The sequence below is a fragment of the Gluconacetobacter sp. genome, from assembly GCF_047721585.1.
In the GTDB taxonomy this organism is placed as follows: Bacteria; Pseudomonadota; Alphaproteobacteria; order Acetobacterales; family Acetobacteraceae; genus Gluconacetobacter; species Gluconacetobacter dulcium.
This window is the reverse complement of sequence record NZ_JBDNXE010000022.1, coordinates 15,318-40,393: the sequence shown is the minus strand read 5'-3', so window position 1 is coordinate 40,393 and position 25,076 is coordinate 15,318. Positions and strand designations below refer to the sequence as shown.

At 68.3% G+C, this 25,076-nt stretch carries 23 protein-coding genes; 11 read left to right on the top strand and 12 right to left on the bottom strand.

All coding sequences use genetic code 11. The features are described 5' to 3' along the window. Positions 1-8: 8 nt before the first annotated feature. The 4 genes from ABF821_RS06465 to gpmI form a co-directional block, all read right to left on the bottom strand. Positions 9-515 carry an RNA pyrophosphohydrolase gene (locus tag ABF821_RS06465; protein WP_415529444.1) on the bottom strand — a complete coding sequence of 169 codons (507 nt, stop codon included), beginning with the start codon at positions 513-515 and terminating at the stop codon, positions 9-11. Continuing rightward, positions 508-1,932, bottom strand: a complete 1,425-nt coding sequence (locus tag ABF821_RS06460) for a S41 family peptidase (RefSeq protein WP_415529443.1) — start codon at positions 1,930-1,932, stop codon at positions 508-510. The genes ABF821_RS06465 and ABF821_RS06460 overlap by 8 nt, the downstream gene beginning before the upstream one ends. A gap of 136 nt (positions 1,933-2,068) precedes the next feature. Continuing rightward, on the bottom strand, positions 2,069-3,508 hold the full coding sequence (locus ABF821_RS06455) for a murein hydrolase activator EnvC family protein (protein ID WP_415529442.1): 1,440 nt from the start codon (positions 3,506-3,508) through the stop codon (positions 2,069-2,071). Between the two features lies 1 nt (position 3,509). Next, on the bottom strand, positions 3,510-5,060 hold the full coding sequence (gene gpmI, locus ABF821_RS06450; protein WP_415529441.1) for a 2,3-bisphosphoglycerate-independent phosphoglycerate mutase: 1,551 nt from the start codon (positions 5,058-5,060) through the stop codon (positions 3,510-3,512). A gap of 109 nt (positions 5,061-5,169) precedes the next feature. Between gpmI and msrB the strand changes: the two genes are divergently transcribed. The 3 genes from msrB to ABF821_RS06435 all read left to right on the top strand — a co-directional run bounded on the left by msrB (position 5,170) and on the right by ABF821_RS06435 (position 6,587). After that, positions 5,170-5,583 (top strand): peptide-methionine (R)-S-oxide reductase MsrB, encoded by a 414-nt coding sequence (msrB, locus tag ABF821_RS06445; protein WP_182972220.1) that lies wholly within the window; start codon positions 5,170-5,172, stop codon positions 5,581-5,583. Positions 5,584-5,634: 51 nt separating this feature from the next. After that, the gene (upp, locus tag ABF821_RS06440) at positions 5,635-6,291 is read left to right on the top strand and encodes a uracil phosphoribosyltransferase (protein ID WP_182972219.1); all 657 of its coding nucleotides are present in this window, start codon (positions 5,635-5,637) and stop codon (positions 6,289-6,291) included. Positions 6,292-6,371: 80 nt separating this feature from the next. Then, entirely contained in the window at positions 6,372-6,587 is a 216-nt protein-coding gene (locus tag ABF821_RS06435) for a dodecin (protein WP_342767963.1), read from the top strand. A 28-nt stretch (positions 6,588-6,615) separates the two neighbouring features. Here ABF821_RS06435 and ABF821_RS06430 read toward each other — a convergent pair whose 3' ends face one another. The 7 genes from ABF821_RS06430 to carA form a co-directional block, all read right to left on the bottom strand. Further along, entirely contained in the window at positions 6,616-7,788 is a 1,173-nt protein-coding gene (locus ABF821_RS06430) for a BMP family ABC transporter substrate-binding protein (protein WP_415529440.1), read from the bottom strand. Beyond that, positions 7,785-8,549 (bottom strand): alpha/beta fold hydrolase, encoded by a 765-nt coding sequence (locus ABF821_RS06425; RefSeq protein ID WP_415529439.1) that lies wholly within the window; start codon positions 8,547-8,549, stop codon positions 7,785-7,787. The genes ABF821_RS06430 and ABF821_RS06425 overlap by 4 nt, the downstream gene beginning before the upstream one ends. Then, positions 8,542-9,513 carry an isopenicillin N synthase family dioxygenase gene (locus ABF821_RS06420; protein ID WP_415529438.1) on the bottom strand — a complete coding sequence of 324 codons (972 nt, stop codon included), beginning with the start codon at positions 9,511-9,513 and terminating at the stop codon, positions 8,542-8,544. The genes ABF821_RS06425 and ABF821_RS06420 overlap by 8 nt, the downstream gene beginning before the upstream one ends. Before the next feature lie 71 nt (positions 9,514-9,584). Then, entirely contained in the window at positions 9,585-10,781 is a 1,197-nt protein-coding gene (locus tag ABF821_RS06415) for a threonine ammonia-lyase (RefSeq protein ID WP_415529437.1), read from the bottom strand. Positions 10,782-10,792: 11 nt separating this feature from the next. Then, positions 10,793-11,266, bottom strand: coding sequence for a transcription elongation factor GreA (gene greA, locus ABF821_RS06410; protein WP_415529436.1), 474 nt, complete (start codon positions 11,264-11,266; stop codon positions 10,793-10,795). A 132-nt stretch (positions 11,267-11,398) separates the two neighbouring features. Next, positions 11,399-14,653 (bottom strand): carbamoyl-phosphate synthase large subunit, encoded by a 3,255-nt coding sequence (gene carB / locus ABF821_RS06405; protein WP_415529434.1) that lies wholly within the window; start codon positions 14,651-14,653, stop codon positions 11,399-11,401. A 12-nt stretch (positions 14,654-14,665) separates the two neighbouring features. Next, positions 14,666-16,090: a glutamine-hydrolyzing carbamoyl-phosphate synthase small subunit gene (gene carA, locus ABF821_RS06400; RefSeq protein ID WP_415529433.1), complete on the bottom strand. Its 1,425-nt coding sequence runs from the start codon at positions 16,088-16,090 to the stop codon at positions 14,666-14,668. A gap of 161 nt (positions 16,091-16,251) precedes the next feature. On the opposite strand from carA, the gene ABF821_RS06395 reads away from it, so the two are divergent. From ABF821_RS06395 to ABF821_RS06360, 8 genes are all read left to right on the top strand, one after another. Next, positions 16,252-16,707: a GatB/YqeY domain-containing protein gene (locus ABF821_RS06395; protein WP_415529432.1), complete on the top strand. Its 456-nt coding sequence runs from the start codon at positions 16,252-16,254 to the stop codon at positions 16,705-16,707. 4 nt (positions 16,708-16,711) lie between these two features. Beyond that, positions 16,712-18,544 (top strand): DNA primase, encoded by a 1,833-nt coding sequence (gene dnaG, locus ABF821_RS06390; RefSeq protein ID WP_415529431.1) that lies wholly within the window; start codon positions 16,712-16,714, stop codon positions 18,542-18,544. Between the two features lie 217 nt (positions 18,545-18,761). Beyond that, positions 18,762-20,699 (top strand): RNA polymerase sigma factor RpoD, encoded by a 1,938-nt coding sequence (gene rpoD / locus ABF821_RS06385; RefSeq protein ID WP_183008902.1) that lies wholly within the window; start codon positions 18,762-18,764, stop codon positions 20,697-20,699. Positions 20,700-20,719: 20 nt separating this feature from the next. Further along, positions 20,720-21,286, top strand: a complete 567-nt coding sequence (locus tag ABF821_RS06380; RefSeq protein WP_415529446.1) for a GNAT family N-acetyltransferase — start codon at positions 20,720-20,722, stop codon at positions 21,284-21,286. 153 nt (positions 21,287-21,439) lie between these two features. After that, entirely contained in the window at positions 21,440-21,910 is a 471-nt protein-coding gene (gene rpsF / locus ABF821_RS06375) for a 30S ribosomal protein S6 (protein ID WP_182972209.1), read from the top strand. A 6-nt stretch (positions 21,911-21,916) separates the two neighbouring features. Continuing rightward, positions 21,917-22,192, top strand: a complete 276-nt coding sequence (gene rpsR, locus ABF821_RS06370; protein ID WP_114726487.1) for a 30S ribosomal protein S18 — start codon at positions 21,917-21,919, stop codon at positions 22,190-22,192. Between the two features lie 12 nt (positions 22,193-22,204). Then, the gene (gene rplI / locus ABF821_RS06365; protein ID WP_182972208.1) at positions 22,205-22,771 is read left to right on the top strand and encodes a 50S ribosomal protein L9; all 567 of its coding nucleotides are present in this window, start codon (positions 22,205-22,207) and stop codon (positions 22,769-22,771) included. Positions 22,772-22,931: 160 nt separating this feature from the next. Beyond that, positions 22,932-24,209: a class I SAM-dependent methyltransferase gene (locus tag ABF821_RS06360; protein ID WP_415529430.1), complete on the top strand. Its 1,278-nt coding sequence runs from the start codon at positions 22,932-22,934 to the stop codon at positions 24,207-24,209. Between the two features lie 21 nt (positions 24,210-24,230). Here the strand turns inward: ABF821_RS06360 and rsmA are convergent, their stop codons facing one another. Beyond that, complete coding sequence (rsmA, locus tag ABF821_RS06355) at positions 24,231-25,061, bottom strand: 16S rRNA (adenine(1518)-N(6)/adenine(1519)-N(6))-dimethyltransferase RsmA (protein ID WP_415529445.1); 831 nt, start codon at positions 25,059-25,061, stop codon at positions 24,231-24,233. Positions 25,062-25,076 lie beyond the last annotated feature (15 nt).

Genomic DNA, 25,076 nt, shown 5'->3' with positions numbered 1-25,076 from the left:
GGCCGGGGTCAGGGGCGGGGGTGTGCGTAGGGCGCGAAATCCTGGGTCAGGGTCTGGTAGATGGGGCGTTTGAAGCCGACATTGCGGTCGGGCAGCGTGGCGAGGTCGATCCATTGCCAGGCGTCGAATTCCGCCGGCTGGTGGGCGTCGAGGCGGATGTCGGCGTCGGTGCCGGTGAAGCGCAGCGCGAACCATTTCTGGGTCTGGCCGCGATAGCGGCCGCCAAGGACCTTGCCGAGCAGGGCGGGTGGCAGGTCGTAGGTCAGCCATTGCGGGTGGACGGCGAGGATTTCGGCGCGGTTGGTGCCGATTTCCTCGTGCAGTTCGCGCAGGACGGCCTGTTCGGGGGCCTCGCCCGCGTCGATGCCGCCTTGCGGGCATTGCCAGACGCCTTCGGACAGCGGGCCGCCGGCGCCGGGCTGGTCGGTGCGCCGGCCGATCAGGATCTGGCCTCGGTCGTTGAACAGCATGGCCCCGACATTGCGGCGGTAGGGCAGGGACGCCGCGTCAGTCATGATGCGGCGGGTTGGTCGGCGTGGCGGCCGCCGTATGCTGGCCGGTGGCCATGGCGCGCACGATCTTGAGCCCCTGCTGCAACTGGAAGTCGGTCGCGGGCTTGGTCATGTCGAAGGCGGGCCAGTTGGCCGGCGGTTCGTTGGGGATGGACGAGACGATCGACGGCAGATCGACCCGTGTCGGCGGTTTGGCGGTGTTGCCGCCCTGGTTCTTGATGATGTGGCTGAGATCGGCTTCGCGGATGCTGTAGCCGGGGTCCTCGCGCGTTTCGCGCACCGTCACGTCGGGGACGATGCCCAGGCCCTGGATGGATCGGCCGGACGGCGTGTAGTAGCGCGCCGTGGTCAGGCGCAGCGCGCCGTCGCCGGGGATGGGCAGGATGGTCTGCACCGAGCCCTTGCCGAAGGATTTCTCGCCGACCAGCACGGCGCGCTGATGGTCTTGCAGGGCGCCGGCGACGATCTCGCTGGCCGAGGCCGAGCCGCCATTGATCAGCACCACCATCGGCAGGCCGTCGGTGATGTCGGTGCCGTGGGCGTCCCACCGCTGGCTCTCCTGCGCGTGGCGGGCGCGGGTCGAGACGATCTCTCCATTGCGGATGAAATCGGCGCTGACGCCGATCGCCTGGTTGAGCAGGCCGCCGGGATCGGAGCGCAGGTCCAGCACCAGCCCGGTGAGGTGGCCGTGGGCCTCGGCCTTCAGCTTGCGATAGGCGGCTTCCAGCCCCGGCGTGGTTTCCTCGTTGAACTCGGACACCCGGATATAGCCCGTTGAATCATAGAGGGCCGATTTGATCACCTGGATGTGGATGACCGCCCGCGTCATCGTCACGATGATCGGCTTGGGTGTCTTTTCGCGGATGAGGGTCAGGGTGATCTTGGTATCCGGCTTGCCGCGCATGCGCTGCACGGCCTCGTCCAGCGGCAGGCCGTCGATGTTCTTGCCGTCGATGGCGACGATATAGTCGCCGGTCTTGATGCCGGCCTTGGCGGCGGGCGTGTCGTCGATCGGCGAGACGACGCGGATGTGGCTGTCATCGGCTTGGACTTCCAGCCCCAGGCCGCCGAACTCGCCCTTCGTGCGGGTTTGCAGGTCGGCGTACTGTTTTTCGGTCATGTAGGAGCTGTGCGGGTCGAGGCCGCTCAGCATGCCGTTCAGCGCGTTGATGATCAGTTCGCGGTTGGAGACCTGATCGACGTAATTCGCCTTCACCTGTTCCAGCACATGGCCGAACAGCGACAGGAGGCGGAAATTCTCGGCCGGGGAATCCGAATCGCTGTCCTTGGCCAGGCTGGCGGCGAGGGCGTTGGATGTCAGGCTATGCCCTCCGGAGAGGGGGAGGTGGGCGATCTGTGGCCCCGCCGCGATGCCCGCCAGAAAGGCGCAGCCAAGCAGCAGGCCGGTGCGGAACGTCATACCGTGCGTCTCCTGAGTGAAACCGCCCCTGCCGTGGACGGGTGGAGCCCGTGCCGTCGGGAAACGGCCCGGACCATCGTCATTGGGACGATCTTATACCGAACTCGCGCCGGGCGGAAACCGCCGAGAGAAAGGACTATAGAAACGGAGCGGGATCGACCGCCCCGCCGCCGTGCCGCAACTGCACGAACAGGGTCGGCCGCGCGCCCTGGCCGGACCAGTCGGGCATGCGGCCCAGCGGGGCGCCGTGGGCGAGCGCCTGGCCGGTCGAGACGGCGAGCGCGCCCAGCCCCGCCAGCACGAAACGGTAATGGCGCCCGCAATTGAGGATGACCATCTGGCCGTAGGAGCGGAAGGCGCCGGCGAAATCGATCTGCCCGGCGCAGGGCGCGCGCACCGTGGCGGCCGAAGGGGGGGCGTAGGTGATGCCGGATGCCGGCCCGGCCTCGGTCGTGGCGCCCCAGGCGGTGACGATGGTGCCCGGTACCGGCGCCCTGCGCCCGGCCGGCGTGCCCGGTGGCGGCGTGGTGAGGCCGGGGCCAGGCCCCTGGGCGATGGCGGCGGCGCGGGCGCGGGCGGCCGCGGCCTCGTCGGCGCGGTGGGCGCGGATGGCGGCCTGGGCGGCTTGTTCCAACTGGTCCTCGGCTGCTTTTTCCAGGGCTTCGATCCGGTTGACGGCGTCTTGCAGGCTGCTGGCCTTGCGCGTTGCGTCCTCGACCCGGCGGGCGGCCTGGGTGGCGGCGCTGTTGGAACGTTGCTGGGCCTGGCGTGCGGCCTCGGCGGCGCGGGCGACGCTGTCGCGCTGGGCGGCCTGCTTCTGCTGGAGTGCCGCCAGTTGCGTGCCCTTGGCTGCCAGGTCGGAATCCAGTTTTGCCAGGATGGCGCGGCGGGTACGGATGGCGTTGGCCCGCTGTTCGAGCTGCGCCGAGAGGCCCTGGATGACCAGCAGGCCCGCGATGGCGCGGTCGGGCGGGACCGGGGCGGCCAGCAGCGTATCGGCGGGATAGCGCGCCAGCCGTGCCGCGAGCGGCAGCATGGGGGTGACTGCCGCCGAGTCGCGGCTCAGTTCCGCGCGGAGTTGGGCCTGCTCGGCCCGCAGGGTGGCCACGCGGTCGCTCAGGTCGGCGGTCTGCTGTTCGGTCTGCTGCAATTGCGTGGTGGCGTCGACCGTTGCCTCCGACAGGGCGGCGGCTCTGGCGGCGTCCTGCCGGGCCTGGGCGCGGGCGGCGTCGCGGGCGGCGGTGCGGGCCGCAAGGTCGCGGGCCTGAAGCTGCTGGCGGGCAATCAGCGCCTGCTGGGCGGCATGGGCCTGCGCCACCGCGCGGCGCGCGGCGGCGGCGGCGTGGTCGGCGGCCGCGCTTTGGCTGGCGTGCGGTGCGGCATGGTGGTGTGGGCCGGGGTGGGACGTGTGCGGCGGGGCCGCATCGGACGGGTCGGGAACAGTCAGTCCGGCGAGCAGTCCGGTGGCCAGACCGATGGTCGGGAGCGAGAGATGCAGCGGCCGTGTGGGCCGCAGGCACCGGCGTGGCGTAAACGCGCGCAGGATGGCCGCCGGCGCGCGTTTACAAACGGACATCTCAGAAGCCGTGCTTCGGCACCAGCAGCGATGTTCCCGTCATCGCATCCGGTTGCGGCAGGCCCATCAGGGCCAGCAGGGTGGGGGCGATGTCGGACAGGCGGCCGTCATGCAGGGTGACTTCCCGCGCGCCGGACAGCACCACGGGGACCACGTTGAGGGTGTGGGCCGTGTGCGGGCCGCCGGTCTCGGGGTCGAACATCATCTCGGCATTGCCGTGATCGGCGGTGACCAGGATGGCGCCGCGCTGGCGATGCACGGCCTCGACCAGTTGCTTGAGGCCCCGGTCCACCGCCTCGATCGCCTTGACCGCCGCGCTGAAGACGCCCGTGTGCCCGACCATGTCGGGGTTGGCGTAGTTGAGGATGATCAGGTCGTAGGTGCCGCTGTTGATGGCCTGGACGGCCTTTTCGGTGAGTTCGGGCGCCGACATTTCCGGCTTGAGGTCGTAGGTCGCGACCTTGGGCGAGGGGACCATGATCCGGTCTTCGCCCGGCAGTTCGCCTTCCTTGCCGCCATTGAGGAAGTAGGTGACGTGGGGATATTTCTCGGTTTCGGCCATGCGTAACTGGCGCTTGCCGGCCCTGGAGACCACGTCGCCCAGCAGGTCGTCCAGCGACTGCGGAGGGAACAGAACGCCGATCAGGGCCGCCAGGCGGTCGCTGTAGCGCGTCATGCCGACGGCGGCCGAGACCTGGACCACGCGCGAGTGGGGGAAACCCTGGAAATCCTTCTCCAGCACCGCATCCAGCAACTGGCGGATGCGGTCGGCGCGGAAATTGAAGGACAGGACGGCATCGCCATCCTTCATGCCGCCATAGGCGCCGAGGACGGTCGGCGGCAGGAACTCATCGGTCGTGCCGGCCTTGTAGGCGGCGTCGAGCACGGCCAGCGGGTCTTCGCCGTGCGGGCCCTGGGCGGCGACGACGGCGTCGTACGCCTTTTCCACCCGGTCCCACCGCCGGTCGCGGTCCATGGCGAAATAGCGGCCCGAGATGGTGGCGATGGTGACGGTGGGCGGCAGGTCGTTGAGCAGGCGGGTGACGTAGTCGCGGCCCGAATGCGGGGGGGTGTCGCGGCCGTCGGTGAAGATGTGGAAGGCGACCGGCACGCCGTTATTGGCGAGGGTCCTGGCGAGCGCCACGGCGTGGTCCTGGTGGGAATGCACGCCGCCTGCCGAGACCAGGCCCATCAGGTGGCAGGTGCCGCCGGTTTTTTTCACCGCCGCGATCAGGTCGGTCAGGGCCGGGTTGGTTGCCAGGCTGCCGTCGCGGATGGCGGCGAAGATGCGCGGCAGTTCCTGCATGACGACGCGGCCGGCACCGATATTGAGGTGGCCGACCTCGGAATTGCCCATCTGCCCTTCCGGAAGGCCGACATCCTCGCCACATGTCTTGAGGAAGGCATGGGGGCCTTCCTGCCACAGGCGGTCGAAAGTGGGGGTGGAGGCCGCGCGCACGGCGTTGTCGGCCACGTCCTCGCGCCAGCCGAAGCCGTCGAGAATGACGAGCATGACGGGACGGCGGGGGTGGAGGTGAGTCTGGTCGGCCATGGGTATTCTCTCCCGTTATTTTGTCGCCCATGATGGCACCGATTACCGGGATTGCGAATGGCCCGGCACGGGCTCCCGAGAGATTGGTGCCCCGGATGGAGGAAGCGTAATGACATCGAACGAAGCGAACCTGACGGATGGCCCGGCCTGCGGCAGTGGCTGCGGCCCGCTGACGCCGGACCAGATCCGCGTGATGCGCGACCATGGCACCGAACGCCCCGGATCGAGCCCGCTGAACCATGAAAAGCGGGCGGGGCTTTATCGTTGCGCGGCCTGCGGCACGCCGCTGTTCCGCTCCGAGGCCAAATATGACAGCGGCAGCGGCTGGCCCTCCTATTATGACGTGCTGCCGCATGCGGTGGAAAGCCATACCGATACCAGTCACGGGATGGTCAGGACCGAAATCCATTGCGCGTCCTGCCAGGGGCATCTGGGGCATCTTTTCCCCGACGGGCCGCGGCCGACCGGGCTGCGCTATTGCATCAACGGGCTGGCGTTGAATTTTGTGCCTGACGCCGCCTGAGCGGGCGGGTAGCCCTTTCGGTTGCGCCACGATCTGCCGTAAAAGGGCAGGATGAGCGAGAATGTGATTACCCCCCCTTCCGCGCCCGTGGTGGTGCTGGATCATCCTCTGGTTCAGCACAAGCTGACCCGGCTGCGGCAGGTGAGCACGTCGACGGCGGGGTTCCGCCGCCTGACGCGCGAGATCAGCCTGCTGATGGCCTATGAGGCCACGCGGGACCTGCCGCTGGAGACGGTGGAGATCGAAACGCCGCTGGAGCACATGGAAGGGCGCCTGCTCTCGGGCAAGAAGCTCTGCCTGGTGTCGATCCTGCGGGCGGGCAACGGCATTCTGGACGGGATGCTCGATCTGCTGCCGGCCGCCCGGGTGGGGCATATCGGCCTGTTTCGTGACCCGGAATCGCTGGAGCCGGTCGAATATTACATGAAGCTGCCCGAGGATATCGACGTGCGGGTCTGCATCGTCGTCGATCCGATGCTGGCGACGGGGCACAGTGCCGCCGCGGCGATCGACCGGCTGAAGGCCGCGGGGGCGCGGCAGCTTGTCTTCGTATGCCTGCTGGCGGCGCCGGAAGGGGTGGCGTTTCTCTCGGCGGCGCATCCCGACGTGAAGATCATTACCTGCTCCATCGACCGCGAACTGGACGCGCACGGCTATATCCGGCCCGGCCTGGGCGATGCCGGGGACCGGTTGTTCGGCACCAAGTAGCCGGCTGGAACCCGGACTGGCGGGAGCCGTTGTTCCTCTGTCGGAGGCTGTTGGAACAGCCTCTCGGGACAGGGAGGAACATCATGTCCGGACATGTCTACAAGGTGGTCGAACTGGTGGGTTCGTCGCCCGACACGATCGAAGCCGCGATCGGCAGCGCGCTGTCGCGTGCTTCCGACAGCGTGCATGCGATCCGCTGGTTCGAAGTGGTGAATACGCGCGGCCATGTGGTCAATGGCCAGGTGGGCCATTATCAGGTGACGCTGAAGGTCGGGTTTACCATCGACGAGACCTGAGCCGCCCGGTCGCGGATCGGGCGGGGCGTCAGTCCAGGCCGTGGACCCCGTTCAGGGGCCAGTTCCAGTGATAGAGGCTGAAATCGTCCATGCGTTCGCCGGATGCTACGCGGATACGGTCGTGCGTATCGCGTAGCGGGCCGACGAAGGGGGACCAGCCGGCCATGATCCGGTCACGCGCGGCATCGGCCTGCCGCCGCACGGCCTCGGGCACCCGCGCGCCCCACGCATCGCGATCGACGCCGGCGCCGAGCGGCAGCAATCGGGCGGTCGGGGTCCAGCTTCCGTTCAGGCGGGCGCGGACCTGATCGACGTAATAATTCCGGAAATCGTAGACGACGGAGCTGAGATAGGCGTCGGGGCCGCTCGCGCGCTGGTCGGTGCTGGACATGATGCCCCACAGGCCGCGCTGCTGGGCGAGGCGCAGATAGCTGGGCTCGTCCATGATGCCGGCCAGGACGTCGCATCCATTGTCGGCCAGGGCGGCCGCCGCGCCCAGCGCGCCCTGCGGGTCGAACCAGGCGTTGATGGATACGACATGCATGGTCGTGTCGGGACGGACGGAGCGTGCGCCGAGCAGCAGCGCGTTGGCGCTGCCATAGACGCTGGGCAGCGGGAAGGACGCGATGAAGCCGAGGCGGCCGGTGCGCGTCAGCCGGCCGGCGGCGATGCCGATGACGTAGGACGCATACCAGTGCGCGATATAGTACCAGCCGACATTATGGGCCAGGCGGTTGCTGTCGCACTGTACGAAGGCGACCTCCGGCGCGCGTTCGGCGACTTCGGTGAGGAAATCGCCGTAATCGGCGCCGGCCAGGACCATGTTCGCGCCCTCGGCCACGAACTGGCGGAGGATGCGTTCGGCGTCGGCCGAGAACGGGACATTTTCCACCCAGACGGTGCGCAGGCGCGGGAAGGCGGCGTGGACGGCCTGGACCGCGCGGTTATGCAGCGAACTCCAGCCGCCATCGGTGACCGGGCTGATATGTGCGATGGCGAGGAGGGCATCTTCCTCGCGGATCGGGGGGAGGGGTGGTGTGGACCATTGGGCGGTCAGCCTGGCCAGGGTCGGGTCGTCGGGCGGGAGGTCGCGGGCGGTGGCGCGGCCGGGGAGGGTCGTGGCGACCGAGGCGGCGGTGGCCATGTGCAGGAGACCCCGGCGTGTGGCCATGCGGGAGGCGGGCAGCCGGATGCGGGTCATCCGGGGGAATCGAGGAAGGGCAGCAGGATGTCGAGCAGCGCATCCGGGGCGACGACGTGGGGGGCGTGGCCGGTGTCGATGGTGCGGATGGTCGCGCCGGGGAGCCGTTCGCACATGAGGCGCTGCAACGGCAGGGTGACGGACCTGTCGCGGAGGGCCTGGACGTAGAGGCGCGGGATGGTGCCGAAACGCTCCGGTGTGAGATGCGCGGTCAGGGCGCGGCCGCGTTCGCCCTGTGGCGTGAGGCGGCGGGAGGCCGGCACCGCGAGAGCCGGGGGGCAGTCCTGGAGGAAGAAGGCGATGGCGGCTTCCGGCGGGACGACGGAGATTGCGCCCGGTACCGGCCAGTCGAGCCATGGGGTGACGCCGGAGGCGGTCGGGTCGGTGGGCAGCAGGTGGTTGACCATGGCCGCGAAGCCCGTCTCCGACGGCAGCATCATGCCGGCGATATAGACCAGCCGGCGCGTCAGGCCGGGGTGCCGCTCGGCTAGGGCCGAGGCGACGACCCCGCCGCCGGAATGGGCGACGATGCTGAACGGGCGCCCGATGCCGGCGACGACCCGGTCGAGATGGTCCAGATAGGCCGGCAGGGAAGCGGTGGCGGGCGGCGCGCCGTCGGCGCCGTTGCCGGGGAGATCGACCGCGATGGCCGGGCGGTGGTCGCCGCGCCGGGCGAGCGCCGCGCGGAAGCCGTCCCAGACCCATGCGCCCTGCCAGGCGCCGTGGATGAGCAGGAGCGGCTCGGCACCGGTATCAGCCATAGGTGCGGCGATACATGGCGCGCAGATGGTCCTGCACGGTGACGGGCGGGTAACGCGGGGTTTCGCCCGGTGCGAGGCAGCCGGGCAGGCAGGAGACCGTGTAGTCGGCGTTGCCCGTGTAGAAGAAGGGTACGGAGTAGCGGTCGCCGCCGGAGGTGTTGACGACGCGGTGCAGCGTGGAGCGGTAGCGGTCGTTGGTCCAGCGCGCGATCATGTCGCCCAGATTGACGACGAAGCTGCCGGGGATGGGGGTGGCGTGAATCCAGCCATCATCCGGCCCGCGCACTTGCAGGCCGCCGCTCCCGTCCTGGAGCAGGAGGGTGAGGCCGCCGAAATCGGTGTGGGCGCCGCAGCCTTTCTCGCCGGGTTGCGGGTTGGCGGGCTGGGGCGGGTAATGCAGCAGCCGCAGCGTGATCTGGGGATCGCGGCAATAGGTGCTGAAAAAATCTTCCGCCAGTCCGAGGGACAGGGCCAGGCCCTGCATCAGCCGCTCCGCGATGACGGTCAGGGCGGCGGAATAGGCCATCATCGTCGGACGGAAGCCGGGCATGGCCATGGGCCACTGGTTGGGCCCCTGGTTGAAGCGCAGCCCGCCCGATTCCGGCTGCTCGGCGCCGATATAGAAGCCTTCCTTGAGGTCGGGCGGGGTGCCAGCTTCGAGCGTCTGGTTGCGGAGCGGTTCGTAGCCGCGATTGCAGGAGGACAGGGATTTGTCGAGACGGGTCTTGTCTGCCGTCGGCAGGGCGAAGAAATGCCGGCTTTCCGCCAGCACGGCGTCGATCAGGCCCTGTGGTACGCCGTGATCGGTGCAGTAGAAGAAGCCGGTCTGCGTGCAGGCGGCGCGCAGGGCGTCGCCGACGGCCTGACGTTCCGCGGGATCGGCCGCGCAGAGGCCGGCGATCGAGATGACCGGCAGGGCATCGGCGCCGACCTGTCGGGCGTCCAGCTTTGTCGGATTGTCCATGCGCCCCCACGCCCGGTTCGATCGTTTCGGGACGATATCGGTGTGTGGGGGCGATGGCAAGGAAGGGTGGGTCAGACCCGGCGGACGATGTAGGTCTTGGCCAGTTCGTCCATGATCTGCTGGGCGTGCAGCGGGTCGCGGGCCTCGATCATCACTTCCAGTTCGGCGGCCTGGACGCTGGCGGCGGTGAACAGGCGCTGGTGCGAGACCTCGATGATGTTGCCGCCGGCATCGCCGATCGTGCGCGAGATGTCGGCCAGCACGCCCGGGCGGTCGGGGATGTCCATCTTGAGGCACAGCAGGCGGCCGTCGCGCAGCAGCGTGCGCAGCAGGGTGTTGGCCAGGATGCGGCTGTCGATATTGCCGCCGGTGACGGGCAGGGCGACGCGCTTGCCACGGAACAGTTCCGGGTAGGTCAGCACGGCCGCCAGGGCCGCGGCGCCAGCACCTTCGCTGACCTGCTTGGCGCCCTCGGCCATCAGGGTGATGGCGTCCTCGACCGCGCGTTCCGGCACCACCAGCACGCGCGAGACGTGATCACGGATGACCGAAAGCGGCTGGCGGCCGATGCGCAGGACCGCGATGCCCTCGGCGATCGTGGCGCCGCCGGGCGGTGTGAGCTCGTCGCCGGGGAAGTCGGAGAGGGAGGAATAGGCTTCGACCTGCACGCCGACGATGTCCATCTCCGGCCGCAGGGCAGCGCCGGCTACGGCGCAGCCCGAGAGCAGGCCGCCGCCGCCGATGGGGCCGACGAAGACATCCAGCGGGCCGGCATCCTCGAGCAGTTCGAGCGCGAAGGTGCCCTGGCCGGCCATGACCGCCGGGTCGTCGTACGGGTGGACGAAGACGCGGCCTTCCGCCGCGCACAGGGCGTCGGCATGGGCGGTGGCTTCGGCGAAATTGTCGCCGTGCAGCACCACGCGCGCGCCCCACGCGGCGGTGCGCGTGACCTTGGCGGCGGGGGTGAAGCGCGGCATGACGATGACCGCGTCGATGCCCAGCAGCGCGGCATGGCGGGCGACGCCCTGCGCGTGGTTGCCGGCCGAGACGGTGATGACGCCGCGCCCGCGTTCCTCGGATGTCAGCAGCGCCAGTTTGTTGGCGGCGCCGCGTTCCTTGAACGAGCCCACGGCCTGGAGATTGTCCAGCTTGAGCACGATCTCCGCGCCTGTCGCCTTCGACAGGGCGTGCGAGGGAACCGTGGGGGTGCGCAGCACGCGCCCCTCGATCCGGGCGGCGGCCGCCCGGACGTCATCGAGCGTGATCATGACCGGCTGCCTCAGCCGTAGGTGACGGCCAGGATTTCGTAGGTCCGGTCGCCGCCGGGGGCGGGGACCGAGACGGTATCGCCGATCTTCTTGCCGATGAGCGACTTGGCCAGCGGCGAGGACACGGACAGCAGGCCCTGCTTGATGTCGGCCTCGTGCACGCCGACGATCTGGTAGGTGGCTTCCCTGTCGGTCTCTTCGTCCACCAGGCTGACCTGGGCGCCGAATTTCACCTGGTCGCCCGACAGGGTGGACGGGTCGATCACCTCGGCCGACGAGACGATCTCTTCCAGTTCGATGATCCGGCCCTCGATGAAGGACTGGCGGTCTCGGGCGGCGTGGTACTCGGCATTTTCCGACAGGTCGCCGTGGCTGCGGGCTTCGGCGATCGCGCGGATCACGGCCGGGCGCTCTTCACTCTTGAGTTTGCGAAGTTCATCTTCCAGCCGTTGCAGGCCCTTGCCTGTCATCGGAAATTTCTGCAAGGCGCGTCCCCAGGGTGAAGGTCGGTCAGATGGCCGACATGGCAGATTGCAACAAGAGCATCCCACAAGACCGACAGCGCCGGAAACGGGGCCGGCGGTGCCTGCCCTGTTCCCGGCGTGGGTGTGGTACGCTCAGAACGATCCGTTAAAGTAGGATTGAAGCGGCGCGACTTCAAGCGGTCCTTCCCGCATCGCCGCGATCGCGTGGGTTGCGGCGCGGGCGCCGGCGATCGTGGTGAAGTGGGGAATGCCCGAGATGAGGGCCGAGCGGCGGATGTCGAAACTGTCCGCGACCGACTGCGCGCCGTGGGCGGTGTTGATGATCATCTGCACCTCGCCCGAGCGGATGGCGTCCACGCAGTTCGGCCGCCCTTCCAGCACCTTGTTGACCACCTGGACCGCAATGCCCGCGTCGCGCAGGTGCTGCGCGGTGCCGCGCGTGGCCAGGATGGTGAAGCCCATATCGACCAGGCGGCGGGCCAGCGCCGGCACCGCCGGCTTGTCGCTGCCGCGCACCGACAGGAACACCGTGCCCGACAGCGGCAGGCGCACGCCGGCGGCGAGCTGCGACTTGGCGAAGGCGCGCTCGAACGAGGCGTCCAGGCCCATGACCTCGCCGGTCGAGCGCATTTCCGGACCCAGGATCGTGTCCACGTTCGGGAAACGGTTGAACGGGAAGACGGCTTCCTTGACCGCGACATGCGGGGCGACCGCGCGGTCGTCGAGGCGGAATTCCGCCAGCTTCGCGCCCGCCATGACCCGCGCGCCGATCTTGGCCACCGGCACGCCGGTCGCCTTGGCGACGAAGGGCACGGTGCGCGAGGCGCGGGGATTGACCTCCAGGACGAAGATCTCCTGGTCCTTGATCGCGTACTGGACGTTCATCAGCCCGACGATGCCCAGTTCGCGGGCCATGGCCTCGGTCTGCGCCTTGAGTTCGGTGACGATGGCCGGGGACAGGGTGTAGGGCGGCAGGGAGCAGGCGCTGTCGCCGGAATGGATGCCGGCTTCCTCGATATGTTCCATGACGCCGGCGACGTAGACTTCCTGCCCGTCGGCGATGCAGTCGACATCGGCCTCGATCGCGTCGTTCAGGTAGCGGTCGATCAGCACCGGGCCGGAGGCGATGTCCTGGCCGGCCAGTTGCAGGGCCACGCGCATGTAGCGCTGGAGGCTGGTGCGGTCATGGACGATTTCCATCGCGCGGCCGCCCAGCACGTAGGACGGGCGGATGACCACCGGGTAGCCGATGCGGTCGGCCACGTCCTCGGCCTCGGCCGGGGTGCGGGCGATGCCGTTGGCGGGCTGGCGCAGGCCCAGACGCTGGAGCATGGACTGGAACCGCTCGCGGTCCTCGGCGCGGTCGATCGCGTCGGCGGGCGTGCCCAGCAGGGGGATGCCGGCGGCTTCCAGCGCGTGGGACAGTTTCAGCGGCGTCTGGCCGCCATACTGCACGATGCAGCCCAGCACGGTGCCGCTTTCCTGCTCGCGGCGGATCAGGGCGATGACGTCCTCGGCGGTCAGGGGCTCGAAATACAGCCGGTCCGAGGTGTCGTAGTCGGTCGAGACCGTCTCGGGGTTGCAATTGACCATGATGGTCTCGAACCCGGCCTCGCGCAGCGCATAGGCGGCGTGGACGCAGCAATAATCGAATTCGATGCCCTGGCCGATGCGGTTGGGGCCGCCGCCGAGGATGACCACCTTCTGCCGGTCGGTGGGGCGGCTTTCGCATTCCGGCGTGCCAAACCCGCCCTCGTAGGTCGAATACATATAGGGCGTGTCGGAGGCGAATTCGCCGGCGCAGGTGTCGATGCGCTTGTAGACCGGCGTGACCGCCAGACGGGTGCGCAGGGTGGCGATCTCGGCCGCCGAGGTGCCCGACAGGCGGGCGAGCTGGACATCGGAGAAGCCCATGGCCTTGAGGCGGCGCATGGCCTGGGCGTCGCGCGGCAGGCCGTCGCGGATCACGGCGTGTTCGGCTGCCACGATCCTGGCCAGTTCGCGCAGGAACCAGGGCTCGAACTTGCAGGCGGCGTGGATGTCTTCGATGCTCAGGCCGGCGCGCAGGGCCTGGGCGGCCATGAGAATCCGTTCCGGCCGGGGCTGGGAGAGGGCGGCGCGGAAGGCGTCGGTGCCGCCGTCGCCGGGGGCTTCCACCGGGTCAAGCCCGGCGAGGCCGGTTTCCATCGAGCGCAGGCCCTTTTGCAGGGCCTCGGGGAAGGAGCGGCCGATGGCCATCGCCTCGCCCACCGACTTCATGCTCGTGGAGAGCAGGGCCGGGGTGCCGGGGAATTTCTCGAAGGTGAAGCGCGGGATCTTGACCACGACATAGTCGATGGTCGGCTCGAACGACGCCGGGGTGGAGCCGGTGATGTCGTTGGCCAGTTCGTCCAGCGTATAGCCGACCGCCAGCTTGGCCGCGATCTTGGCGATGGGGAAGCCGGTGGCCTTGGAGGCCAGCGCGGACGAGCGCGAGACGCGGGGGTTCATCTCGATGACGACCATGCGGCCGTCCGCCGGGTTGATGCCGAACTGGACGTTGGAGCCGCCGGTTTCCACGCCGATGGCGCGCAGGCAGGCCAGCGATGCGTCGCGCATGCGCTGATATTCTTTGTCCGTCAGGGTCAGCGCCGGGGCGACGGTGATGGAGTCGCCGGTATGCACGCCCATCGGGTCGATATTCTCGATCGAGCAGACGATGATGCAATTGTCCGCGCGGTCGCGGACCACCTCCATCTCGAATTCCTTCCAGCCCAGCACCGATTCCTCGATCAGGACTTCGGTGGTGGGGGAGGCGTCGAGGCCCGAGGCGACGATCTGGTCGAATTCCTCGCGGTTATAGGCGATGCCGCCGCCCGAGCCGCCCATGGTGAAGGAGGGGCGGATGACCGCCGGCAGGCCGACATCCTCCAGCGCCGCGCGGGCTTCGTCCAGCGTGTGGGCGATGGTGCTGCGGGGGCTTTCGATGCCGATCGCATCCATCGCCTCGCGGAATTTCTGCCGGTCTTCGGCGCGGTCGATCACCTCGGCATCCGCGCCGATCAGTTCGACGCCGTGCTTCTTGAGGAAGCCCGACTTGTCGAGCGCCATCGCGGTGTTGAGCGCCGTCTGGCCGCCCATGGTGGGCAGGACCGCATCGGGCTTTTCGCGCAGGATGATGCGTTCGACGAATTCGGGGGTGATCGGCTCGATATAGGTGGCGTCCGCCAGGCCGGGATCGGTCATGATCGTGGCCGGGTTGGAGTTGACCAGGATGACCCGATAGCCTTCCTCGCGCAGGGCCTTGCAGGCCTGGGCGCCGGAATAGTCGAATTCACAGGCCTGGCCGATGACGATGGGGCCGGCGCCGATGATCAGGATCGAGCGTATGTCTGTCCGTTTGGGCATGGGGCGCGACTTTCAGGCGGGCTGATTGGTGCGGTCGATCAGGGCGACGAAGCGGTCGAACAGGTAGTGGCTGTCCGACGGGCCGGGGCTGGCCTCGGGGTGGTACTGGACCGAGAAGGCCGCGTAGCGCGTGGAGGCGATGCCTTCGTTCGAGCCGTCGAACAGGCTGGTATGCGTCACGCGGACATCGTCGGGCAGGCTGGATTCGTCCACCGCGAAACCGTGATTCTGGCTGGTGATCTCGACCTTGCCGGTGCCCAGGTCCTTGACGGGCTGGTTGGCGCCGCGATGGCCGCGCGCCAGCTTGTAGGTGCGCGCGCCCAGCGCCTGCGCCAGGAGCTGGTGGCCGAGGCAGATGCCGAAGATCGGCTTGCCGGCCTTGAGCACGCCCTGGATGGCCGGCACCGCGTAGGCGGCGGTCGCGGCCGGGTCGCCGGGGCCGTTGGAGAGGAAGACGCCGGCGGGATCGAGGGCCAGGATTTCTTCCGCCGTGGCGGTGGCGGGGACGACCGTGACGTCGCAGCCGGCATTGGCCAGGCAGCGCAGGATGTTGCGCTTGGCGCCGTAATCGACGGCGACGACGCGGCGGCGTTTTTCGGGCAGGGGCAGGGTGCCGCCGGGCCAGGTCCATACGCCTTCGGCCCATGGATAGGCCTGGGCGCAGGTGACGTCGCGGGCCAGGTCCATGCCTTCCAGGCCGGGCCAGGCGGCGGCCTGGGCGCGCAGGGCGTCGAGGTCGAACGCGCCGTCGGCGGGGTAGGACAGGATGGCGGTCTGCGCGCCGCCGTCGCGGATGCGGAGCGTGATCGCGCGGGTATCGACGCCGCAGATGCCGGGGACGCCCTGGGCCTTCAGCCAGCGATCGAGCCCCTGCGTGGCGCGCCAGTTGGCGGGTTCGGTGAGGTCCTGCTTGACGACCAGGCCGCGTGCCGCGACGCGGGTGGCCTCGTCATCGGCTTCGTTGGTGCCGACATTGCCGATATGCGGAAAGGTGAAGGTGATGATCTGGCCGGCGAAGGACGGGTCGGTCAGGGTTTCCTGATAGCCGGTCATGCCGGTGGAGAAGCAGAGTTCGCCGATGGCGGCGCCGGTGGCCGGCGTGTGCGCGCCGAAGCCGCGCCCCCACAGCACGGTGCCGTCGGCCAGCACCAGGGCGGCGGTGGCGCCCGTAGGAATGGCAGCTTGGGACGAGGCGGGAGCCTGGCGCTCGGTCATCTGGGTCTCCGGTCCATCGGACGCTTGGTCGGGGGGCACGCTATCGGGTTGCAGGTCGGACAGGCTGAGGCCGGTATGGCGCAGGATCACCGTCCAGTGCTTGGGCGGAATCGCGCCGGCCTGACGCCATTTGCGAATGGCCTCGGTCCCGACGCCGGTCAGGCGGGCGGCGTTGTCGGCCCCGCCCAGACGGTCGATGATGTGGTCGATCGATGACGGCATGGAGAATTCTTCCTTCCGGGGTTATCTCCTACCAGCCTCTCGTGGGGCTGGGAAGAAAATTCCCACCCTGATTGTTCCCTGTCGGGTGGGAAAAATCTTCCGGCTGTTTACCCGAAGGCACCCCGTCCGGTAGGTGCCTCTCAATTCAGGAGTGACGGATCATGAGCCTTCGCGCACGTTTCATGGAAGACCTCAAGGCGGCGATGAAGGCCGGGCAGAGCGCGCAGGTGGCGACCCTGCGCATGGTCAACGCGAAGCTGAAGGATGTGGACATCGCCGCCCGTGCGCGGAGCGCCGAGGTGTCGGAGGACGAGATCGTGTCGATGCTGCGCGGCATGATCAAGTCGCGCACCGAGTCGGCCACGATGTATCATCAGGGTGGCCGGCCGGAACTGGCCGAGAAGGAAGAGGCCGAGATCGCGACCATTCGCGCCTATCTGCCCGCCGAACTGGACGCGGCGACGCTGGAGGCGGCGGCGCGCGAGGCGATCGCCGAACTGGGGGCGAATTCGATGAAGGATATGGGCAAGGTGATGGCGGCGCTGAAGACGCGCTTTGGCGCGGCGCTGGACGCGGGACAGGCCAGCGGGCTGGTCAAGTCGCTGCTGTCCGCCTGACGCGGTGGCACTCGACCCCGCCTTTCTGGAGGAGCTTCGTGCCCGCACGCCGATCGCGGCCGTGATCGGGCGACGGACCCGGCTGGTCCGTTCGGGGCGGAACTGGAAGGCGTGCTGCCCCTTCCATGGCGAGAAGACGCCGTCCTTCTACGTCTATGACGACCACTACCATTGCTTCGGTTGTGGGGCGCATGGCGATGTGATCACGTTCGTGATGCAGAGCGAGGGGCGGGGGTTTCCCGAGGCGGTGGCCGAACTGGCGGCGGCTGCGGGCATGGAGGTGCCGCGCGCCAGCCCCCAGCAGCGTGAGAACGAGCAGCGCGCCCGCGACCTGGCCGAGGTGCTGGAGCTGGTGCAGGCCGACTGGGTGCGGCGGCTGCACGCGCCGGAAGGGCGGAGCGGGCTGGCCTATCTGCGCGGGCGCGGCCTGTCCGACGAGACGATCGCCGGATTCGGGCTGGGCTGGTCGGGCGATGGCCGGGGGGCGCTGCTGGAGGCACTGCGTCCGAAAGGCGTGACGCCCGACCTGCTGGCGCGGGCGGGGCTGATGCGGGTGGATGAGGACGGGCGGCCGAAGGGGGAACTGTTCTTCAACCGCGTCACGTTTCCGATCCGCGACCGGCGGGGGGCGCTGGTGTCGTTCGGCGGGCGTATCCTGGGCGACGGGCAGCCGAAATATCTGAACGGGCCGGAAACCGAGCTGTTTTCCAAGCGGCGGGTGCTGTTTGGCATGGACCGTGCCCGCGGCGCGCTGCGGATGGCGCGGCCGCGTGGGGCGCCGCCGGTCGAGTTGCTGGTCGTCGAAGGCTATATGGATGTTATCGCCCTGCATCAGGCGGGTTTTCCGGGCGCGGTGGCGCCGCTGGGCACGGCCCTGACCCCCGAGCAGATGGAGGAGCTGTGGCGTCTGGCGCCGGCGCCGATCCTGTGTTTCGACGGGGATGGCGCGGGGCAGCGTGCGGCGGTGAAGGCGGCCGAGACCGCGTTGCCGCTGCTGTCGATGGATCGGACGGTTCGTTTCTGCACCCTGCCGGAGGGGGAAGACCCGGACAGTCTGCTGCGGACGCGCGGCGCGGGGGCGGTTGCCGCCCTGGTGGAGGGTGCGCGGCCGTTGAGTGCGGTGTTGTTCGACCTGCTGACCCAGGGGGTGCGCGATCCGGGGCCGGAGCAGCGGGCGGCGCTGCGTCGGCGGCTGACCGATGCGGCGGCGATGATCGCCGACAAGAGCCTTGCCTCCGAATACCGCTCGACATTGGTGGACCGGTTTTTCGAGACCTATCGGCGCCGGCCGGGTGGCGGGGCGCGTCGGGACGGCGCGGCCCGGCCGTCTGTCGTCTCGGTGGTGTCGGCGCCGTTCGATGCGCTGGCGGCGACGGAGGAGCGCATGCGAATCCTGACGGCGATCCTGCTGCGTCATCCGGGGCTGTTGTCCGAGGTTGAGGATGCCTATTGCCGGCTGGATCTGCCGCCGGTGCTGGGCCGGGTCCGGGCGGGGCTGATGGATGCGGCGTCGGAAGGGGTGCCGATGGATGCCGATGCGCTGGCGGCCTGGATGGACGAGGCCGGGCTGGCGGACGAGCGCGCCGCCGTGCTGTCGGCCCGGCCGCTGCCGATGGCGCTCAGTGCGCCTGACGATCTGATGGCGGTCGATGTCGCGCAGGAATGGTGGCATTTCTATGCGCTGATGAATGTGCGCCAGTTCGGCGAGGATCTGCGGGTGGATACCGAACGGATGTGCGCTGGCACGCTGGACGCGCGCGCGTGGGGCAGTCTGCGCCCCCGGCTGCTGGCCTGGGAAGCCCTGCGGCGGGGGGAATTATCGGCCGACGACGGGTGACATTCCGGGGGCTGAAACAAGCCGGGCCTTGACTTTGGCGGGTGAATCGACCACCTGCACACCACTTGTAATTTGTCAGATGCGATAGAATGGCCGTTTCGTATCCGGAGGTTTGTCTCCCACACCCGTGAGGGAGACCGGATGTGAGGCAGGGCCGGCGATGCCGTGGCGCGGGGAAAGCGTGGCGGCGGGTTAGCGCTTAGGGATAGGGCAGGCGATGGCTACAAAGACAGCCGCGGGTTCGGAAGCGACTTCTGGCGACCAGGATAACGACACCACTCTGCTGGATACGCAATCCGGAGCTGTCAAGAGGCTGATCGCCCGCGGCAAGGAGCGGGGGTACATCACCTTCGACGAACTGAACGCCGTCCTGCCGCAGGACCAGATGTCCTCGGAGCAGATCGAGGACGTGATGGCGGTGCTGTCGGAGATGGGCATCCAGGTCGTCGAGAACGAGGATAACGACGACACCGAGGCGAACCGCGAGGAAAAGACCGAGGAAGCCGAAACCGAGGAAGAATCGGCCAGCGGCAACGTCGATACCGAGAGCCTGGGCCGCACCGACGACCCGGTGCGGATGTATCTGCGCGAGATGGGGTCGGTCGAACTGCTGTCGCGCGAGGGCGAGATCGCCATCGCCAAGCGGATCGAGGCCGGCCGCGACGAGATGATCGGCGGGCTGTGCGAAAGCCCGCTGACCTTCAGCGCCATCATCTCGTGGCATGAGCGGCTGAAGGCCGGCGAAATGCTGCTGCGCGACATCGTGGACCTGGAGGCCATGCAGTCGGGCGGCGCCGAGGAGGAAGGTGTCGAGCCGCCGCAGGAAGACGGCGGTTTCGAGGCCCCGGCCGAGAATGAGGAAGGCGAGGAAGGCGACAGCGCCGGCCTGTCGCTCTCGGCGCTGGAAGAGAAGCTGAAGCCGGAGATCCTGGCGCAGTTCGAGGAGATCGAGGAGCTTTATTCGCGGCTGCAGAAATTGCAGTCCAAGCGGCTGGAGACCCTGACCTCGGGCGCCGAGATGTCGGACAAGTCCGAGAAATCGTACGAGAAGCTGCGCGAGGAACTGGTCGGCAAGGTGCAGCAGGTGCATCTGCACAACACCCGGATCGAGTATCTGGTGCAGCACATGAAGGAGATCTTCCAGCGGCTGAACGGGCTGGAAGGGCGTATGCTGCGTCTGGCCGAGAGCACCAAGGTCTCGCGCGAGGACTTCCTGATCAAATATCGCGGCAGCGAACTGGACCCCGGCTGGATGGACATGGTGTCCGCCCTGCCGGCCAAGAGCTGGAAGAACTTCGTCGCCAAACATACCGCCACCGTGCTGGAACTGCGCGGCCAGGTGGCGGCCCTGTCGCAGGAAACCGGCCTGCCGGTGGGCGAGTTCCGCCGCGTCTATGCCACCATTTCGCGCGGTGAGCGGGATTCGGCCCGCGCGAAGAAGGAGATGATCGAGGCGAACCTGCGGCTGGTGATCTCGATCGCCAAGAAATACACCAATCGCGGCCTCCAGTTCCTGGACCTGATCCAGGAGGGCAATATCGGCCTGATGAAGGCGGTGGATAAGTTCGAGTACCGTCGCGGCTACAAATTCTCGACCTATGCCACCTGGTGGATCCGGCAGGCGATCACGCGCTCGATCGCCGATCAGGCGCGGACCATCCGTATTCCGGTACATATGATCGAGACGATCAACAAGCTGGTCCGGACCTCGCGCCAGATGCTGCATGAGATCGGGCGCGAGCCGGCGCCCGAGGAACTGGCCGAGAAGCTGGGCATGCCGCTGGAGAAGGTGCGCAAGGTCCTGAAGATCGCCAAGGAGCCGATCTCGCTGGAGACGCCGATCGGCGACGAGGAAGACAGCCATCTGGGCGACTTCATCGAGGACAAGACGGCGGTGATTCCGCTGGATGCCGCGATCCAGACCAACCTGCGCGAAGCCACGACGCGGGTGCTGTCCTCGCTGACGCCACGCGAGGAGCGCGTGCTGCGCATGCGCTTCGGCATCGGCATGAACACCGACCACACGCTGGAAGAGGTCGGCCAGCAGTTCAACGTGACGCGCGAGCGTATCCGCCAGATCGAGGCCAAGGCGCTGCGCAAGCTCAAGCACCCCAGCCGCAGCCGCAAGCTGCGCTCGTTCCTCGACGATAACTGAGGCCGGGTGTCGTGAATGCGATGATCGGGTCCGGGCCGACGACCCGGATCGTCGTCGACGTGACGTTTCTGTGCATGGACGCGCCGCCTTCGGGTGCCGCGCCCGTGCTGCCGGCGGCGTACCGGATCGTGCGGCAGCCGGCGCCGGAGGCTGCCTTCTATCGGCGTCTCTATGACGGTGTGGGGCAGGATTATTGCTGGTGGATGCGCCGGGTCATGCCCGAGGGGCAACTGGTCGCCCTGCTGCGCGATCCGCGCGTCGCGGTGCATGTCCTGTGGCGGGGTGACGAGGTCTGCGGTTTCTTTGAACTGGATCGGCAGGTGCCCGGTGAGGTCAATCTGGCCTATTTCGGGCTGATGCCGGGGCAGATCGGGCAGGGAATCGGGCGGACCTTCCTGCGGGCCGCGCTTGACGCGGCCTGGGCCTCGCGGCCCCAGAGCGTGCGGGTCAATACCTGCACGGCCGACCATCCCAGGGCGATGGAGACGTATCTCCAGGCCGGATTCCGCAAGGTGCGCATGGTGCGCGAGGTGTGGGACATTCCCGACCGGCTGGGGATGAGCGTGCCGGCCTGGCTGCGCGATTAGTTTTTCCTTGTGATCGGGCGGGGTTTGTGCTTCACACCGCTCCTTCCCTGCTCGGGCGCGGCATCGCCCCGGCTATACCCATGCCCCCCGGGAGGGGCGCCGTGCGGACCGTGTCCGAGGCGGCCGGGTTGACCTTATCCGAAGGGAGTTCCCATGCCGTTATATGAGACCGTGTTCATTGCACGGAATGACGTGTCGCAGCAGCAGGTCGAAGCCGTCGCCGACGGAATCGCGGCCCTGCTGGAGACTGATGGCGGTGCCGTCAAGAAGCGCGAATATTGGGGCCTGCGCAGCCTGGCCTATCGCATGAAGAAGAACCGCAAGGGGCACTACATGCTCCTGGGTCTGGATGCGAAGCCGGAGACGATCAAGGAGATCGAGCGCCAGCTGAGCCTGAACGAGGACGTGATGCGCGTCCTGACCCTGCGCGTCGAAGAGATCGACGAGGCGCCGTCCGTGATCCTGTCCCGCAAGGGCGACGAGCGCGAGCGCGGTTTCCGTGGTCCGAAGCCGGCCGGCCGGTTCGAGAGCGGCCGTGGCGGCCCCCGTCGCAGCTATGACGACCGCGAGGAATTCCGCGCCCGCAATGACGAGCCGCGCGATATCGACGGCGAAGCGGAGTAAGAATCCATGTCCGACACCACCGAAATCAATCCCGCCGCCCGTCGCACGGCCGTGGGCGCCCGTCGGCCGTTCTATCGCCGCCGCAAATCCTGCCCGTTCTCCGGACCCAACGCGCCGAAGATCGACTACAAGGACGTGCGTCTGCTCAGCCGCTTCCTGTCCGAGCGCGGCAAGATCGTGCCGAGCCGCATCACCGCCGTTTCGGCGAAGAAGCAGCGCGAGCTGGCCCAGGCGATCAAGCGGGCCCGCTTCCTGGCCCTGCTGCCTTACATCGTCGGTTGAGGGAGGCAGATCATGTCCGCAGTAGAACTGATCCTGCTCCAGCGCGTCGAAAACCTGGGGCAGATGGGCGACATCGTGAAGGTGAAGCCGGGTTATGCCCGTAACTTCCTTCTGCCGCAGGGCAAGGCGATCCGCGCCAACGGCATGAACCGCGAGCGTTTCGAGCGCGAGCGCGTGCAGCTTGAGGCGCTGAACCTGAAGCGCCGTGAAGAGGCCGAGCGCCTGTCCGAGCGCATGCATGGCCTGTCCGTTGTCCTGATCCGTCAGGCCGGCGACAGCGGCAGCCTGTATGGCTCGGTCACGACCCGTGACGTGGCCGAGGCCACCACGGCGGCCGGGCTGACGGTTTCGCGCACCCAGGTTGTCCTTGAGCACCCGATCAAGCAGTTGGGCCTGTACACCGTGCGCGTGGCGCTGCATCCGGAAGTGTCGATCCCCGTCACGGTCAACGTGGCGCGGTCGGAAGAGGAAGCCGAGCGTCAGGCACGCGGCGAGGCCATCGGCGCTGAAGAAGAGCCTGCCGGCTTCGTCGAGGAAGCACTGGTCGAGGAAACGGAAGAGGCTTCGGCCGAAGCCTGATCCGACTCGCGGCGCAGGCCGCCGAAGCTGCGAAAGGCCCGGAAGAGTTTACTCTTCCGGGCCTTTTGTCGTTGAAAAACCATCGAAAGCACCGCTGCTCGTTCTTTACGGATGGCGCTACAGACTTCATGCTGCCCTCAAAATAGGAGGGAGCCGAACGATGACGCCGGTGATCGACAGGATCTTTCGCAGCTTCATCACCCAGGGGCGGCTGGATGTCGTCTTTTCGGACGGGACGCGACGTACCTATGTCGGCACGCCGGGGCCGGTCGCGGCGATGCGTGTGCTCGCGCCCTCGGTGGAGCGGCGGCTGATCGCCAATCCGGGCCTGGCCTTCGGTGAAGCCTATATGGACGGGCTGGTCGAGCCGGTGGGCTGCACGCTGTACGACCTGCTGGACCTGCTGATGACCAACAGCATGCGCGCCGGCCATATCGGCGAGGCCGTGGCGGCGGTGATCCGCTATGGCAAGCGGACCTGGACCCAGTTCAACCCGGCGACGCGGTCGCGGCGGAACGTCGCCCATCATTACGATCTGAACGGGGCGCTGTACGACCTGTTCCTGGACAGCGACCGGCAATATTCCTGTGCCTATTTCGCGCGTGGGGACGAGACGCTGGAAGAAGCCCAGAGGGCCAAGAAGCGGCATATCGCGGCCAAGCTGCGTCTGAACCGCCCGGATCTGGAGGTGCTGGATATCGGCAGCGGCTGGGGCGGCATGGCGCTGACGCTGGCGCGGGACTATGGCGCGCGGGTTACGGGCATCACCCTGTCGGAAGAGCAGCTTGCCGTCTCCCGCCGTCGGGCGGTGGAGGAAGGGCTTGCGGACCGGGTGCGGTTCGAACTTGTGGATTACCGCGATGTGACGCGACGCTTCGACCGGATCGTGTCGGTCGGCATGTTCGAGCATGTGGGGGTTGGCCATTATCGGCGGTTCTTCGAGAAGGTGCGCGCGATCCTGGCGCCCGACGGGGTGATGTTGCTGCATTCCATCGGGCGGAATGACGGGCCGGGTTCGACCAATCCGTGGATCGACCGCTATATCTTCCCCGGTGGCTATTCGCCGGCGCTGAGCGAGACCTTCGCCGCGATCGAGAAGGCGGGGCTGTGGGTGACGGATTGCGAGATCCTGCGTCTGCATTACGCACGGACCATCGCCCATTGGCGCCAGCGCTTCGCCGCCAACCGGGACCGGGTGGCGGCCCTGTATGACGAGCGGTTCTGCCGGATGTTCGAATTCTATCTGGCGGGGGCGGAACTGTCGTTCCGCGTCCAGGGCCATCTGAATTTCCAGGTGCAGATCACCCGCTCGATCGACGCGGTGCCGCTGACGCGGGATTATATGGTCGAGGCCGAGCGGGCCGGAGCCGCCGCGGCTGAACCCGCCGCCGCGCCGCGTCGCCGGGTTCGCGGCCGCAAGGACCGGGTGGCGGAGTAGGGGCGGCGCCGTCCCTGCCCGTCAGGCGGTCCGGGCGGCGTGGCAGCGTGCCAGCCGGTCGAATTCGGCGATCGATAATGTTTCCGCCCGGCGTTCGCCGGCGATTCCGGCTTCGCCCAGCAGGGCTTCGCCGCCGATGGCGCGCAGCGATCCGCGCAGCATCTTGCGCCGCTGGCCGAAGGCGGCGGCCGTGACCTGCTCCATGGCCCGGAACAGCGCAGGTTCGGGCTGGGCCGCGTGGGGGATCAGGCTGACGACGGCCGAATAGACCTTGGGTGGGGGAGAGAAGGCGCCGGGCGGGATTCGCATGACCAGGCTGGCCTGGCAGGTCCATTGGGCCAACACCGCGAGGCGCCCGTAATGATCGGTATCGGGAGCGGCGCAGATCCGCTCGCCGACTTCCATCTGGAACATCAGGGTCAGCCGTTCCCACGACGCGGCCTGGCGCAGCCAGCCGACCAGCAGCGGGGTGCCGACATTATAGGGCAGGTTGGCGACGATCTGGCGCGGTGCGGGGCAGAGCTCCGTCAGGTCGCGCCGGGTCGCGTCGGCTTCCACCAGCCGCAATCTGTCGGGGAAATGGGCGACCAGTTCCTCGATGACCGCGACCGCCCGGCGGTCGATTTCCACCGCCGTGACGCTGGTGGCCGGGGTGGCCAGCAGGGAGCGGGTCAGGCCGCCGGGGCCGGGGCCGACTTCGATGACATGCCGGCCGGTCAGGTCGCCCGCCAGGGCGGCGATCCGCGCCGTGATGCCGGGATCGAGCAGGAAGTGCTGGCCCAGCGCCTTGCGGGCGTCCAGCCCGTGGCGGGCGATGACCTCGCGCAGCGGCTCCTGGACCGGATCGGCCATGGCCGTGGCCATGGT

Bases quoted from the DNA above. Each gene is read 5' to 3' on its own strand.
- ABF821_RS06395 (WP_415529432.1), top strand. From the start codon at position 16,252: ATGAGCCTTCGCGCACGTTTCATGGAAGACCTCAAGGCGGCGATGAAG.
- ABF821_RS06425 (WP_415529439.1), bottom strand. From the start codon at position 8,549: ATGGCTGATACCGGTGCCGAGCCGCTCCTGCTCATCCACGGCGCCTGG.
- ABF821_RS06465 (WP_415529444.1), bottom strand. From the start codon at position 515: ATGACTGACGCGGCGTCCCTGCCCTACCGCCGCAATGTCGGGGCCATG.
- ABF821_RS06415 (WP_415529437.1), bottom strand. From the start codon at position 10,781: ATGATCACGCTCGATGACGTCCGGGCGGCCGCCGCCCGGATCGAGGGG.
- ABF821_RS06420 (WP_415529438.1), bottom strand. From the start codon at position 9,513: ATGGACAATCCGACAAAGCTGGACGCCCGACAGGTCGGCGCCGATGCC.
- ABF821_RS06430 (WP_415529440.1), bottom strand. From the start codon at position 7,788: ATGACCCGCATCCGGCTGCCCGCCTCCCGCATGGCCACACGCCGGGGT.
- ABF821_RS06460 (WP_415529443.1), bottom strand. From the start codon at position 1,932: ATGACGTTCCGCACCGGCCTGCTGCTTGGCTGCGCCTTTCTGGCGGGC.
- rsmA (WP_415529445.1), bottom strand. From the start codon at position 25,061: ATGGCCGATCCGGTCCAGGAGCCGCTGCGCGAGGTCATCGCCCGCCAC.
- gpmI (WP_415529441.1), bottom strand. From the start codon at position 5,060: ATGGCCGACCAGACTCACCTCCACCCCCGCCGTCCCGTCATGCTCGTC.
- upp (WP_182972219.1), top strand. From the start codon at position 5,635: ATGAGCGAGAATGTGATTACCCCCCCTTCCGCGCCCGTGGTGGTGCTG.
- ABF821_RS06455 (WP_415529442.1), bottom strand. From the start codon at position 3,508: ATGTCCGTTTGTAAACGCGCGCCGGCGGCCATCCTGCGCGCGTTTACG.
- rpsF (WP_182972209.1), top strand. From the start codon at position 21,440: ATGCCGTTATATGAGACCGTGTTCATTGCACGGAATGACGTGTCGCAG.
- carA (WP_415529433.1), bottom strand. From the start codon at position 16,090: ATGCCGTCATCGATCGACCACATCATCGACCGTCTGGGCGGGGCCGAC.
- msrB (WP_182972220.1), top strand. From the start codon at position 5,170: ATGACATCGAACGAAGCGAACCTGACGGATGGCCCGGCCTGCGGCAGT.
- ABF821_RS06360 (WP_415529430.1), top strand. From the start codon at position 22,932: ATGACGCCGGTGATCGACAGGATCTTTCGCAGCTTCATCACCCAGGGG.
- carB (WP_415529434.1), bottom strand. From the start codon at position 14,653: ATGCCCAAACGGACAGACATACGCTCGATCCTGATCATCGGCGCCGGC.
- rpsR (WP_114726487.1), top strand. From the start codon at position 21,917: ATGTCCGACACCACCGAAATCAATCCCGCCGCCCGTCGCACGGCCGTG.
- ABF821_RS06380 (WP_415529446.1), top strand. From the start codon at position 20,720: ATGATCGGGTCCGGGCCGACGACCCGGATCGTCGTCGACGTGACGTTT.
- rpoD (WP_183008902.1), top strand. From the start codon at position 18,762: ATGGCTACAAAGACAGCCGCGGGTTCGGAAGCGACTTCTGGCGACCAG.
- rplI (WP_182972208.1), top strand. From the start codon at position 22,205: ATGTCCGCAGTAGAACTGATCCTGCTCCAGCGCGTCGAAAACCTGGGG.